The organism is Agromyces molybdatiresistens, from assembly GCF_052748445.2.
On sequence record NZ_CM188258.1, the window covers coordinates 3,501,612 to 3,514,542 of the forward strand.

Consider the following 12,931-nt stretch of genomic DNA (forward strand, 5'->3'; position numbering starts at 1 on the left):
ATACCGAAAACCCGCTACGATTTCGGTATGCCGAAACGTGTCGTCGTCGTCACGAGCCTGTTCACCGCAGCAGCCGCCGCCCTCGCACTGGGCGGGTGCTCCGGCCTGCGGGCGAACGGGGAGGACGACGGTCGCCCGGTCGTGCTGACCACCTTCACGGTGCTCGCCGACATCGCGCAGGAGGTCGCCGGCGATCACCTGCGGGTCGAGTCGATCACGAAGGTCGGCGCCGAGATCCACGGCTACGAGCCGACGCCCGGCGACCTGCGGCGCGCCGCCCGGGCCGACCTCATCCTCGACAACGGGCTCAACCTCGAGGCATGGTTCGAGCGGTTCGTCGCCGACCTCGACGTGCCGCACGTGGTGGTCAGCGACGGCGTCGAGGTCATGCCGATCGCCGACGGCGAGGCCGAGGGACTGCCGAACCCGCACGCCTGGATGTCGGCGCTGAACACGCAGGTGTACGTCGACAACATGGTCGACGCCTTCGCCGAGCTCGATCCGGAGCATGCCGACGAGTTCGCCGCGAACGGCGAGGCGTACCGCGCGGAGTTGCAGGCCGTGCACGACGAGCTCGTGGCCGACCTCTCGGCACTGCCGGAGAACGAGCGCGCGCTCGTCACGTGCGAGGGCGCCTTCTCGTACCTCGCACGCGACGCGGGGCTCACCGAGCAGTACCTCTGGGCCGTGAACGCCGAGCAGCAGGCCACGCCCCAGCAGGTCGCCCGCACGATCGAGTTCGTCGACGATCAGCGGGTCCCGTCGGTCTTCTGCGAGTCGACCGTCTCCGACGAGGCGATGCAGCAGGTCGTCGAGGCGACGGATGCCGCGTTCGGCGGCACGCTCTACGTCGACTCGCTCTCCGGGGCGGACGGGCCCGTGCCCACCTACCTCGACCTGCTGCGGCACGACGTCGACGTCATCACCGACGGACTCGCCGGGAGCGAACGTTGAGCGGCCCCGCGGCATCCGCCCCCGCCGACCACCGAGCGCCGGCGCTCGAGGTGCACGGCCTCACCGTGCACTACGGCGACGTGCTCGCCCTCGAGGACGTGAGCCTGACGCTGCAGCCCGGGACGGTGTGCGGCCTCATCGGCATGAACGGATCGGGCAAGTCCACGCTCTTCAAGGCGATCATGGGCACGGTGAAGCCCGACCGCGGGTCCGTCTCGATCGCGGGCGCCACCCCGAGGGCGGCGCGTCGTGCCGGCGTCGTCGGGTACGTGCCCCAGAGCGAGGACGTCGACTGGTCCTTCCCGCTCAGCGTGCACGACGTCGTCATGATGGGGCGCTACGGATTCCAGGGCTTCACGCGCCGTCCGAGGCCCGCCGATCGCGAGGCCGTCGCCGAGGCGCTCGACCGGGTCGAGCTCACCGACCTCGCCGACCGTCGCATCGGCGCGCTGTCGGGCGGCCAGCGCAAGCGCGCCTTCGTCGCTCGCGGTCTCGCGCAGGGCGCCGACGTGCTGCTGCTCGACGAGCCGTTCGCGGGCGTCGACCGGCGCAGCGAGGCGACGATCACCGAACTGCTCCGCGAGCTCGCGGAGGGCGGCGCGACGGTGCTCGTCTCGTCGCACGACCTCGAGGCGCTGCCGCGCCTCGCCGACGAGGCGGTGCTGCTGCTCCGGCGCGTGCTGTTCCACGGGGCGACGGACGAGGCGGTGCGCCCCGAGCAGCTCGCCCGCGCGTTCGGGCTCGACCTCACCGGCCGGACGGAGGACTGATCGTGTCCGTCGTCGATTTCCTGCTCGAGCCGCTCGGCTACGACTTCATGCAGCGCGCCTTCCTCGTCACCGTCACGGCTGCGATCGTCTGCGGCGTCCTCAGCTGCTGGCTCGTGCTGATCGGATGGTCGCTCATGGGCGACGCGGTGTCGCACGCCGTGCTCCCGGGCGTCGTCCTCGCCTACCTGCTGGCCACCCCCTTCGCGGTGGGCGCGCTCGTCTTCGGCCTCGGCGCCGTCGCGCTCATCTTCCTCGTCCGGTCGACCAGCCGGGTGAAGGAGGATGCCGCGATCGGCGTGGTCTTCACGACCCTGTTCGCGCTCGGGCTCGTGCTCATCTCGGTCGTGCCCAGCCAGACCGACCTCGGGCACATCCTGTTCGGCAACCTGCTCGGCGTGAGCTCGGCCGACCTGGTCCAGGTGCTCGTGCTGGGCGCCCTCACGCTCGCCGTCCTCGTGCTGAAGCGTCGCGACCTCACGCTCTACGCGTTCGATCCGACCCATGCGCACGCCATCGGGCTGAACCCGAAGGCGCTCGGAGCGCTCCTGCTCGGGCTGCTCGCGCTCACCGTCGTGGTGGCGCTCCAGGCGGTCGGCGTCGTGCTCGTGGTCGCGATGGTCATCATCCCCGGGGCGACGGCGTACCTGCTCACCGACCGGTTCGCGCGGATGCTCGTGATCGCCCCGGTGATCGCCGCGGCCTGCGCGATCGTCGGCATCTACGCCAGCTACTACCTCGACGCCGCGTCCGGCGGCATGGTCGTGCTGACCATGGGCGTCGCGTTCGCCCTGGTGTACCTGTTCGCCCCGCGTCACGGCGTGGTGGGCCGCACGATGACGGCCGCCCGCCGGAAGCGACGCGGCGCCACCGGTTCCACGTCCGACGAGGCGACGCGACAGCCCGCCTGACCGGGAACCGCCCCCGGGGGCGCGGCACGGATCGCGCCCCCGGGGCGGGGTCGTGGGCGGTGACGGATGCCGCGGCGCGCGGCACGCGGCATCCGTCACCGCATCGCGGGGTCAGTCGTCGAAGGCGGCCGTCCATTCGGCATCGGCACCGTCGGCGATCGAGACCCACGCCTTCGGCACGGCCACCACGGTGACCTCGCCCTCGGCGTCGAGCTTGCCCTTCTCGACGAGCTCGCCGCCGACGTAGTACGCGAACGCCGGGTCGTGCGGGATCTGCACCTCGTCGTGGTCGGTGCCCGGGCGGTCCTTGAACGTCGGGCCGACCGGCGTCGACGGCGTCGTCAGCACCGGCACGTCCGCGAAGTCCATGTCGCTCGCCAGGCGGTACGAGGTGTACGACGGCTGGTTGTACGTCGTGTTCTGGCGGGCGACCTCGGCCCGGTACTGCGCGTCGTGCATGAGGGTCGTGAGCTTGTGCCCGGTGACCTCGGTGCTCGTGAAGATGCGCAGGGCGGTGGAATCGGCCGTGCGGACGAGGAGCTCCTCGCGCCAGTCGCCGAGCACGTCGGCGACGAGCGACGGATTGCCCTTCGTGCCGTTGTTCGTGCGCGTGCCCTCCGCGGTGAGCAGCCTGCCGCGCTGCCAGTCGTCGATCGTCGGCGTCGCGTCACCGCTCCCGTTCACGATCTGCGTCGTGAGGTCGGCCGCCCATCGGATCGACTGGTTCGTGCCGGGCGTCGACGTCTCGAGCTGCTCGCCCTCGGAGCTGAGCAGTCCGCTGCCGTCGCTGCCGCCGGGCATGCTCGCCCAGACCTCGGTGCCCGCGACGTCCGATCGGACGTCGCCGATCATGCCGCGGCCGGTGTCGCGACCCGAGTACGAGCCGAACAGGATCTCGCCCGTCGCTGCGTCGCGCATGACCGAGCCGTACGGCGCCCACGCGCCGCCCTCGTGCACCGTCCAGATCTCCTGGCCGGGACGGTTCGGATCGATGTCGGTCACATGCATCGCGTCGCCGTGGCCGAGGCGCGCGAGCGTCCCGGGCGCGGCGCTGCCCTCGGGCAGCACGTCGTACGAGCTGTAGAGCACGCTGCCGTCGTCGTCGATGGTCGCGGCGCCGTAGACGATCTCGTGCTTCCCGTCGCCGTCGACGTCGGCCGCGCTCAGCGAGTGGAAGCCCTGCGTCGTGATGCCGCCGTACTCGGAGTCGGTGCCGTCGACGCCGTGGGGCGAGTCGTTGAAGGGGTTCGACATGGGTGCGTGGCCGGAGTCGACGAAGAACCGCTCGCTGAGCGCCTCGCCGTCCCAGTCGTACGCGACCATGGTCGTGCGCGTGTAGTAGCCGCGGGCGAACACGGCCGACGGATGCTCGCCGTCGAGGTAGGCGACGCCGGCGAGGAAGCGGTCGACGCGGTTGCCGGGCTCGATGCGGCTCATCGCGTAGTCGCCCCACATGAGGCCGTCGTCGCCGCGGCCGGGCTCGTAGGCGATGGTCTGCAGCTCCTCGCCGGTCGCGCCGTCGAAGACCGTGAGGTACTCGGGCCCGTCGACGATGAAGCCCTCGAACGTCGTGAGGTCGTTGCGGCTGCTGCGCGACGGCGCGTAGACGTCGATGAAGTACGCGACGAGCTCCTCGGCGCCCTGCTCGGACAGCGGGTACTCGTGCGCGACCGGGATGCCGAACGCCTCCTCGAGCGTCGCAGGCCAGTTGCCCGCGACCACCTCGGGGTGTTCGCTCCAGCCCAGGAACATCTCGACGAGATGCTCGCGGTAGTCGTCCGCGCTCATCCGGTAGTCGTCCTCGTGCGAGTAGCCGGCGGCGACATCCGGCTCGGGCATCGTGATGAACGACTCCGCCACGGCCGTCCCGTGGGCGTCGTAGGTGATCGACTTCGTGCCCGGTGCGGTCTTCAGCATCGTCTCCGCGCGGCCGTCGCCGTCGAAGTCGTACGTCATGAACTGCGTGTAGTGGGCGCCGGCGCGGATGTTCACGCCGAGATCGATGCGGTTCAGCAGCGTGCCGTCGAGCTCGTAGGTGTCGAGGTAGACGGTGCCCGTGTAGCCCTTCTGCGAGACGTCCTTCGAGTTGGACGGATCCCACTTGACCTGGACCTCGTAGGCGCCGTCGCCGTCGACGTCGGCGACCGAGGCGTCGTTGGCCGAGTAGGTGAACGGCTCGCCGACCGGCGTGACGCCGTCGGCGGGCTTCTGCAGCGGCACGTCGAGGTGGCCGTCGGCCCACGCGGAGGTCGCCGCGCTCGCCTCGAGCTCGACGCCGTCGACGATCGGGGCCACGGCGTACGCCGCGGTGGCCGAGCCGTCGGCGTCGACGAGGTTCGTGCTGTCGGTGACGGTCGCGATCCGCTCGCCGTCGCGGTAGACGGCGAAGTCGGGGCCGGCCATGCCGGTGTCGGTGGCGCCCGTCGCCTCGGAGCCGAGCAGGCGCCAGCTGAGGAACACGCCCTCGCCGGTCGAGACGGCCACGAGGCCGCGGTCGAGCGCCTCGAGCTGCGGGGCGCCCGCAGGCGGTCCCGCGTCGGGCGGCGCGGCGTGCGCGGTCTGCGCGACGCCGGCGATCAGGCACCCGGCGGCGGCGACCGCCAGGGCTGCGCGGAACGGATGGGGTCCGAGATTCATCGTCGAATCCTTCTCTGGGCGTGGGGCCCGTCGGTGGGATTGAGCTGTCCGGTTGGGATAGCGCTTTCCGTGCCCGAGTGAGGCTACCCCCGGACGGGGGCCGGGTCAAGCACCGACCTCCGACCGGCACCCTCGCTCGCACGCGGGCGCGGGTAGGGTGGGCGCGATGCCGACCACCCCGAGCCCAGCGATCGAGGACTACCTCAAGACGATCTACGGCCACACCGAATGGCAGCCCGAGGCGATCACGCCCTCCGGGCTCGCCGCCGCGCTCGGCGTCGCACCCTCCTCCGTCACCGAGATGGTCAAGAAGATGGCTGCGCAGGGGCTCGTGCAGCACGTCCCGTACGGCGCCATCCGCCTCACCGACGAGGGCCGCGCCCGGGCGCTCGCGGTCGTCCGCCGTCACCGGCTCATCGAGACCTGGCTCGTCCGCGAGATGGGCTACGCGTGGGACGAGGTGCACGACGAGGCCGAGGTGCTCGAGCACGCGCTCTCCGACCGCCTGCTCGAGGCCATCGACGACCGGCTCGGCCGACCCGAGCGCGATCCCCACGGCGACGCGATCCCCCGCGCCGACGGGACGCTCGTGAGCGAGCCCGCGGTGCGGCTCGACGAGGCCCCGACGGGGCACGTGGGCCGCGTCATCCGGATCAGCGACCGGGACCCCGAGGTGCTCCGTGAACTCGAGACCGCCGGGGTCGGCCCGGGCAGCGAACTGCGGGTGACGGATGCCGCGGCTCCCGCGGCCGTCGGCATCGCGCTCGACGGCGTCGCCCACGCCATCCCGCGCGCCGCCGCGTCCGGGATCTGGGTCACCGCCTGACCTTCTCGGCTTCAGGGTCCTCCCGGATGCCGCTCCGGCCTCGCCGGAGCACCATGAGCGCCGGACCCGGGTGGTCCGGGCCCGAAGCCGGCGCCTCCTGGCGCCAGGGGCGGAAGGACGCACCATGGCAGAGAAGAAGAGTTCGTCGGGTTCGACTGCGGGCGGTGGAAGCCGCGCCAGGTCGAGCAAGGCGACGACGAAGTCCGAACACGGCGAGCAGGGGCCCGGCCCGATCGGGGGCGTCGCGCTCGTCGACGGCTACGGCTTCACGTCGAAGCCGCTCGTGTGGGCCGAGGTCGACGGCATGGCGGTCGTCGAGGGCGACATCCTCATCGGATCGGTCGAGGAGGCGCAGGCACGGGACGTGTCGCACCTCACCTCGGATCCCGAGGGGATCGCCATGGGCGTCGGGATCAGCGGGGCGCAGTTCCGCTGGCCGAGCGCGACGATCCCGTACGAGATCGACGGCGGGCTGTCGAACCCGTCGCGAGTGACCAACGCCATCGCGCACTGGGAGTCCCGGACGCCGTTCCGGTTCGTCGTCCGGACCGGCGAATCCGACTGGCTCCGCTTCGTCGGAGGCAGCGGATGCGCCTCCTTCGTGGGACGACGCGGCGGAGGACAGGCGATCACGCTCGGGACCGGATGCTCGGTCGGGAGCACCATCCACGAGATCGGCCACGCGCTCGGCCTGTGGCACGAGCAGTCCCGGGAGGACCGGGACAGCTTCGTCAGGATCAACTGGGCGAACATCGAGCCCGGGCGCGAGCACAACTTCAACCAGCACATCAGCGACGGCGACGACCTGGGCGCGTACGACTTCGGGTCGATCATGCACTACTCGCCGCTCGCGTTCAGCCGCAACGGCCTGCCGACCATCGACGCGCTCGTGCCGCTGCCCGCCGGCGTCGTGATGGGCCAGCGCGACGGCCTCTCGGCCGGCGACATCGCGGCGATGCGCCAGATGTACCCGGGACTCGCGTGGCCGAAGCGGACCCAGAAGGAGGTCTTCAAGGAACCGGTCAAGGACCCGATCCGCGACGCCGGCAACAAGGGCTTCATCAAGGAGCGGTTCAAGGAGCTCGTCAAGGAACCGTTCCGCGAGCCGGTCAAGCCGGTGCGCGACCCCATCGGCCCGACGATCCGCGAGGACATCGGGGTCACGATCGCCGAGCGCGTGGGATCGCTCGTTCCGGGAATCGGCCGGGTCGTGAACCCCGCCGTCGGGACGGCCATGCCGTTCGTGCTCGGTCGTGGCAGCGACTTCGTCAGTCGCTACCAGGACCTCGTGGCGGCGCAGAGCGGCATCGCAGCGGAACCGACGGAGGACGACGCCGCGGTCGCGGAGGCGCGGGCACTCGCCCTCGCCGAGGTCGTGACCGCGCTCGACGCGGTCCGCGAGACGCTCGCCGCGCTGGCCGACGATCTCGCGAGGGATGCGGGGGTCTGACGATGATCCTCGTGGTCGGACACCACGGGGACGATCACATCTCGGCCGTCGTCGAGCGCCTGCTCGACGACGGTCGGGAGGTCGTCGTCCTCGACTCGGGCGCCCTCGCCCGGGATGACTCGCTCGAACTCGCCTACCACGACGATGAGCCCCCGTCGATCGTGCTCGACACGACCGCGGGCGGGATTCCGCTCACCCAGGCGTCGGCGGGCTGGTGGCGCCGGCTCCGCGCCCTGGAACCCGACCCCGCCGTGACCGATCCGAGCGCGATCGGCTTCGTGCACACCGAGACCGCCGAGGTGTTCGACGGCGCGATCGCCTCGCTCCACCTCGACTGGGTGAACCCGCCGGCGGCCGACACGGCCGCGCACCACAAGCCGCTCCAGTGGAAGATCGCCGCCGACGTCGGGCTCGCGCTGCCGCGCACGATCGTCACGCGACGGCCGGATCGTGCCCGGGCGTTCGTCGAGGAGCTCGGAGCGGCCCGCGTCGTGACGAAGGCGTTCGTGGCGCAGCCCGAGGCGTGGCGCGAGACGCATCGTCTCGGGCCCGACGACGTCGCACGGCTCGACCAGGTGCGTTTCGCACCGACGATCCTGCAGGAGTACGTCGCCGGCGTCGATCTCCGCGTGACGATGATCGACGGCGAGGCCTACGCCGCGGAGATCGACGCCACGGCCACCAGCCTGCCGTCCGACATGCGGATGGTGCTCGATCAGGCGGAGGTCCGTCGAGCCGTGCTGCCCGACGACCTCGTCGCTGCGCTGCGGGCCCTCATGGGGCGGCTCGGACTCGTCTACGGCGCGATCGACCTTCGGCGCACCGTCGACGGCGAGTACCGGTTCTTCGAGGTCAACCCGGCCGGGCTGTGGCGCTTCGTCGAGCAGCTGACGGGCCTCCCGATCACCGACGCCGTCGCCGGCGCACTCGCCCGTCGCGACGCACCGGGACGGCGTGAGAGGGTGGTCGCATGAGCACGCGGTTCGGGGTGGTCGTCGTCGGGGACGACGCGGCCGCCGGCACGGCCACCGTGCACGTGAGCCTCGAGGATGCCGGCATGGCCGACGCCGCATCGACGCGCATCGCCGAGGTCGAGCTCCCGGAGGTCCCGATCCGCGCCGGCGCCGAGATCCCGTTCGAGATCGACGTCGACGAGGTGCCGCCGGGAGCGATCGTGCGAGTGCACGTCGACTACTCCGGCGACCGCTCGCTCGCCCCGGGCGACCAGTACTCGACGATCTCGATTCCGGCCGACGTGCTCGGCCGGGCGGCCGACGACGCGGGGCGCATCCCGGTCCGCCGGATCTGACCTGCCCGGGTGTCGGCCGAGAGTTCCCGCTCCCCCTCCCGCTGCGGCCCTCCGTCGGCGAGGATGGTGGGATGGGCGCTGCCGGCGAGAAGATCACCCCGGAACTCACTGATGCGCAATGGGAGCGCCTCAGGCGCTACGGCGTGCCGCACGACGTCGCCGAGGGCGACGTCCTCTTCAGGGCCGGAGACCGGACGTACGACCTGATCCTCGTCGAGGCCGGCGAGGTCGAGGTCGTGCGCGAGGCCCTCTGGTGGACCGAGGAGACCCGGCTCGCGCTGCTCGGCCCGCGCACCTTCGTCGGCGAGCTCGGCCTGCTCAACGGGCAGCGCGCGTTCCTCACCGCGCGCGTCGCCGAGCCGGGGCGCGTGCTCCGCATCGATCACGACGCGCTGCAGAAGATGATGGCCGACGACGACGAGCTCTGCGACCTCATGCTGCGCACGCTGTGGGCCCGCCGCGAGATGCTCCGCCACGGCCCCGCGGCGTGGACGCTGAAGCTCGTCGGCTCGCGCTCCCCCGAGTCCCAGGCGCTCCGGCGCTACGCCGAGCGGCTCGAGCTCGTGCACACCTGGATCGACGTCGACGACCCGGACCTCGACCACGACATCTGGTCGCACGGGTACACGCGCGACGACCTGCCGGTCGCGATCGTGCAGGGCGAGATCATCCGCAATGCCACCGCCGGTCAGGTCGCCGACATGCTGGGGCTCGCGTACACCTCCGAGGACGACACGGAGTTCGACCTCGCGGTCGTCGGAGCCGGCCCGGCCGGGCTCGCCGCCGCGATCTACGGCGCCTCCGAGGGGCTGCGGACGGTGCTCCTCGACGCCGTCGCACCCGGCGGCCAGTCGGCGACGACCTCGCGCATCGAGAACTACCTCGGCTTCCCGTTCGGCGTGAGCGGCGACGCGCTGACCTCGCAGGCATCGCTGCAGGCGTTCAAGTTCGGCGTGCGCATCGCGGCGCCGTGCCCGGTCGTGCGGCTCGACCCCGACGGCGGAGCGCACCGGCTGCTGCTCGCCGACGGCGCGATCGTGCGCGCCCGCGCGGTCGTCGTCACGACGGGCGTCGCCTATCGCGGGCTGCCGCTCGAGCGATGGGACGAGTTCGAGGGGGCCGGGATCCACCACGCCGCGACCGCGCTCGAGGTCCGGCAGGCGTCCGGCTCCGACGTCGTGGTCGTCGGCGGCGCGAACTCGGCCGGGCAGGCGGCGCTGGCACTGGCGCAGGGCGGATGCCGCGTTCGCCTCGTCGTCCGTTCCGACGACCTCGCCGACCGCATGTCGAGCTACCTCGTCGACCGGATCCGCGAGGACTCCCGCATCGACGTCCACACCGGCACGCGGGTGACCGCACTCCACGGCGACGAGACGCTCGAGCGCGTGACGCTGGGCGGCGCCGTCGAGGAGACCGTCGAGTGCCGCGCCCTGTTCTGCTTCATCGGCGCGGTGCCGGCGACGGACTGGCTCGCCGACCTCGAACGCGACGACGACGGCTTCGTGCGCACCGGAGCGGACGTGCTCGCGCTCGGCGACGCCTGGCGTTCGACGGGCCGGATGCCGCTGCCCTTCGAGACGTCGGTGCCGCGTGTCTTCGCCGCGGGCGACGTGCGCCGCGGTTCGATGAAGCGTGTCGCCGCAGCCGTCGGCGAAGGTTCGAGCGCGGTCGCCTCGGTGCACCGAGCGCTCGCAGCGATGGAGGTGTACGCGTGAATCCGAAGCCCGACGCGACCGAGCCCGACGCGACCGAGCCCGAGGCGACCGGGGGCACGCCGGGCGCAGCCGCGGCGCCCGAGGCCCCGGACCCGGCCCTCGCCCCGCCGCCCTCGGGCACCGGCTGCGCCGAGTGCCTCGACCTCGGCGGCTGGTGGTGGCACCTGCGCCGCTGCGTCGAGTGCGGACACGTCGGATGCTGCGACGCGTCGCCGGGGCAGCACGCGCGTCGCCACGCCGAGGAGACCGGCCACCCGGTCGCGGCGTCGTTCGAGCCCGGCGAGGAGTGGTTCTGGGACTACGCCGCGGAGCGCGGCGCGAGGCACGTGCCGCTCGCCCCGCCGCGCTGGCGGCCGGAGGACCAGTCCTGCCCGGGGCCGAACGGCAACGTCCCGGAGAACTGGGAGGAACTGCTGCACCAGTGAGCCCGCGAGGGGTGACGGCGTGCTCCGGGGCGCCTCGCGCACGGACGTGACCGTCGCGCGCGCGGCATCCGCTGTTCATCGCCCTGTGATCCGCGACGCCTAGGCTTGGCGCATGGCGAAGCGTGAAGAGGTCGAGGCCTGGCTGACCGACATGGACGGCGTGCTGGTGCACGAGAACCATGCCCTGCCCGGCGCGGCCGAGCTGCTGCAGCAGTGGGAGGACGCGGGCACCCCGTACCTCGTGCTGACGAACAACTCGATCTTCACGGCGCGCGACCTGTCGGCGCGGCTGCGCGCATCGGGCCTCAACGTGCCCGAGGCGCGCATCTGGACCTCCGCGCTCGCGACCGCCGACTTCCTCAAGCAGCAGGTGCCCGGCGGGTCGGCGTTCGTGATCGGCGAGGCCGGCATCCTGACCGCCCTGCACGAGGCGGGCTTCATCATGACCGAGACGGACCCCGACTTCGTCGTCGTCGGCGAGACCCGCAACTACTCGTTCGACGCGATCACGAAGGCGATCCGGCTGATCGGCGCGGGCGCGCGGTTCATCGTGACCAATCCGGATGCCACGGGGCCGAGCGCCGACGGACCGTTGCCGGCGACCGGGGCGATCGCCGCGCTCATCACCAAGGCCACGGGCAAGGAGCCCTACGTCGTCGGCAAGCCCAACCCGATGATGTTCCGGTCGGCGCTGAACACGATCGGGGCGCACTCCGAGCACACCGCGATGATCGGCGACCGGATGGACACCGACATCGTCGCGGGCATCGAGGCCGGCCTGCACACCGTGCTCGTGCTCACGGGCATCAGCGACCGGCGCGAGATCGAGAAGTACCCGTTCCGGCCCGACGAGATCCTCTCGGGCGTCGCCGAGCTCGTCTCGAGCGAGCCGGTCGAGACCGAGCTGTAGGGGCGGCGGGCGGGCGGGGACTCAGACCGCCAGGTCGAGCTCGCGGCTCGGGTCCCAGGGCTCGGTCCACCCCAGCGCCTCGAACATCGCGTCGAGCACCATCGCCGTGAAGCCCCACACGAGGCGGTCGGCGCCGCCCGACGCCACCAGGAAGCCGGGCCCCCGCCACTCCTCGCCGTCGCGGCGGAGCACGGTGGTGCGGCGGTTCGCGGGATCGAGCAGGTCGGCCACCGGGGTGCGGAACACGGCCGACGACTCGGCGACGTCGACGGCGCGAACGGGCGACGGCCGGGTCCACCAGCCGAGCACGGGCGTCACGAGGTGCCGCGAGTACGCCAGCGGGATGGGATCCAGCTCTCCGAGCACGTCGACGCCCGCGGGGTCGAGGCCGGTCTCCTCGCGCGCCTCGCGGAGCGCGGCGGCGACCAGGCCGGAGTCTCCCGGCTCGACGCGGCCGCCAGGGAAGGCGATCTGCCCGGCGTGCGAGCGAAGGGTGTCGGCACGTGCGAGCAGCAGCACGTCGAGGTCCCGCGAGACCGCGGTGGCCTGCGCCACGTGGTCGCTCGGCAGTCCGTCGAGCACGCCGAACAGCACGAGCACGGCGGCGGCGCGCGACGCCTCGGGGTCCTCCGGCGGGCGCGCGTCGCGCCAGAGGTCGCGCAGGTGCTCGTCGGCCACGAGCGCCGCAAGCTGGGCACGCGCCGATCGGGCGGCATCGTCGCGGGAGGTCACCCGACGAGCGTAGCCCGCGCCGCGCGGGGCATGGTCAGGGCGAGCCGTCGTGCGGGTCGCCGTCGCCGTCGCGGTCGCGCCGCACGTCGTCGTCGTGGCGCGCCTCGTCGTCGTGGCGCGCGTCGCCGTCGTGGCGCACGTCGCCATCGTGGCGCACGTCGTACCGGTCGTCGCCGTCGATCGGATCCTCGTCGCGCGGACGGCGCGACCAGCGGCTCTCGTGGAGGAAGACCTGCGTCACGATCACGAGCACGACGATGACGCCGCCGGCCAGCCAGAAGGTCCAGTCCACGCG

The 12,931-nt window shown here is 72.4% G+C and carries 13 protein-coding genes; 10 read left to right on the forward strand and 3 right to left on the reverse strand.

What is annotated here, in order from left to right; translation table 11 throughout:
* Positions 1-27: 27 nt before the first annotated feature.
* The 3 genes from ACULK2_RS16210 to ACULK2_RS16220 are packed head-to-tail and all read left to right on the forward strand — an operon-like array spanning position 28 to position 2,632.
* A complete protein-coding gene (locus ACULK2_RS16210) occupies positions 28-954 on the forward strand; it encodes a metal ABC transporter substrate-binding protein (RefSeq protein WP_445968109.1) in 927 nt (308 codons plus the stop codon).
* Complete coding sequence (locus ACULK2_RS16215) at positions 951-1,724, forward strand: metal ABC transporter ATP-binding protein (protein ID WP_445968108.1); 774 nt, start codon at positions 951-953, stop codon at positions 1,722-1,724. Before ACULK2_RS16210 ends, ACULK2_RS16215 begins: the two co-directional genes overlap by 4 nt.
* Before the next feature lie 2 nt (positions 1,725-1,726).
* Positions 1,727-2,632, forward strand: coding sequence for a metal ABC transporter permease (locus ACULK2_RS16220; protein ID WP_445968107.1), 906 nt, complete (start codon positions 1,727-1,729; stop codon positions 2,630-2,632).
* Positions 2,633-2,743: 111 nt separating this feature from the next.
* On the opposite strand, the gene ACULK2_RS16225 is transcribed toward ACULK2_RS16220, so the two are convergent.
* Positions 2,744-5,269 carry a rhamnogalacturonan lyase gene (locus ACULK2_RS16225; protein WP_445968106.1) on the reverse strand — a complete coding sequence of 842 codons (2,526 nt, stop codon included), beginning with the start codon at positions 5,267-5,269 and terminating at the stop codon, positions 2,744-2,746.
* Between the two features lie 166 nt (positions 5,270-5,435).
* Here ACULK2_RS16225 and ACULK2_RS16230 point away from each other — a divergent pair, with 166 nt between their 5' ends.
* From ACULK2_RS16230 to ACULK2_RS16260, 7 genes are all read left to right on the forward strand, one after another.
* On the forward strand, positions 5,436-6,095 hold the full coding sequence (locus tag ACULK2_RS16230) for a metal-dependent transcriptional regulator (protein ID WP_445968105.1): 660 nt from the start codon (positions 5,436-5,438) through the stop codon (positions 6,093-6,095).
* A gap of 124 nt (positions 6,096-6,219) precedes the next feature.
* Entirely contained in the window at positions 6,220-7,545 is a 1,326-nt protein-coding gene (locus ACULK2_RS16235) for a M12 family metallopeptidase (protein ID WP_445968104.1), read from the forward strand.
* Positions 7,546-7,547: 2 nt separating this feature from the next.
* Complete coding sequence (locus tag ACULK2_RS16240) at positions 7,548-8,519, forward strand: MvdC/MvdD family ATP grasp protein (RefSeq protein WP_445968103.1); 972 nt, start codon at positions 7,548-7,550, stop codon at positions 8,517-8,519.
* Positions 8,516-8,854: a hypothetical protein gene (locus ACULK2_RS16245; RefSeq protein WP_445968102.1), complete on the forward strand. Its 339-nt coding sequence runs from the start codon at positions 8,516-8,518 to the stop codon at positions 8,852-8,854. The genes ACULK2_RS16240 and ACULK2_RS16245 overlap by 4 nt, the downstream gene beginning before the upstream one ends.
* 71 nt (positions 8,855-8,925) lie before the next feature.
* Entirely contained in the window at positions 8,926-10,569 is a 1,644-nt protein-coding gene (locus ACULK2_RS16250; protein ID WP_445968101.1) for an FAD-dependent oxidoreductase, read from the forward strand.
* A complete protein-coding gene (locus ACULK2_RS16255) occupies positions 10,566-10,994 on the forward strand; it encodes a UBP-type zinc finger domain-containing protein (RefSeq protein ID WP_445968100.1) in 429 nt (142 codons plus the stop codon). The genes ACULK2_RS16250 and ACULK2_RS16255 overlap by 4 nt, the downstream gene beginning before the upstream one ends.
* A gap of 112 nt (positions 10,995-11,106) precedes the next feature.
* Positions 11,107-11,904 (forward strand): HAD-IIA family hydrolase, encoded by a 798-nt coding sequence (locus ACULK2_RS16260; RefSeq protein WP_445968099.1) that lies wholly within the window; start codon positions 11,107-11,109, stop codon positions 11,902-11,904.
* Between the two features lie 21 nt (positions 11,905-11,925).
* Here ACULK2_RS16260 and ACULK2_RS16265 read toward each other — a convergent pair whose 3' ends face one another.
* Together ACULK2_RS16265 and ACULK2_RS16270 are read right to left on the reverse strand one after the other, a co-directional pair.
* Positions 11,926-12,636: an NUDIX hydrolase gene (locus ACULK2_RS16265; RefSeq protein ID WP_445968098.1), complete on the reverse strand. Its 711-nt coding sequence runs from the start codon at positions 12,634-12,636 to the stop codon at positions 11,926-11,928.
* Positions 12,637-12,670: 34 nt separating this feature from the next.
* Positions 12,671-12,928: a hypothetical protein gene (locus ACULK2_RS16270; protein WP_445968097.1), complete on the reverse strand. Its 258-nt coding sequence runs from the start codon at positions 12,926-12,928 to the stop codon at positions 12,671-12,673.
* Between the last annotated feature and the right edge of the window lie 3 nt (positions 12,929-12,931).

Bases quoted from the DNA above. Each gene is read 5' to 3' on its own strand.
- ACULK2_RS16210 (WP_445968109.1), top strand. From the start codon at position 28: ATGCCGAAACGTGTCGTCGTCGTCACGAGCCTGTTCACCGCAGCAGCC.
- ACULK2_RS16225 (WP_445968106.1), bottom strand. From the start codon at position 5,269: ATGAATCTCGGACCCCATCCGTTCCGCGCAGCCCTGGCGGTCGCCGCC.
- ACULK2_RS16230 (WP_445968105.1), top strand. From the start codon at position 5,436: ATGCCGACCACCCCGAGCCCAGCGATCGAGGACTACCTCAAGACGATC.
- ACULK2_RS16235 (WP_445968104.1), top strand. From the start codon at position 6,220: ATGGCAGAGAAGAAGAGTTCGTCGGGTTCGACTGCGGGCGGTGGAAGC.
- ACULK2_RS16240 (WP_445968103.1), top strand. From the start codon at position 7,548: ATGATCCTCGTGGTCGGACACCACGGGGACGATCACATCTCGGCCGTC.
- ACULK2_RS16245 (WP_445968102.1), top strand. From the start codon at position 8,516: ATGAGCACGCGGTTCGGGGTGGTCGTCGTCGGGGACGACGCGGCCGCC.
- ACULK2_RS16250 (WP_445968101.1), top strand. From the start codon at position 8,926: ATGGGCGCTGCCGGCGAGAAGATCACCCCGGAACTCACTGATGCGCAA.
- ACULK2_RS16260 (WP_445968099.1), top strand. From the start codon at position 11,107: ATGGCGAAGCGTGAAGAGGTCGAGGCCTGGCTGACCGACATGGACGGC.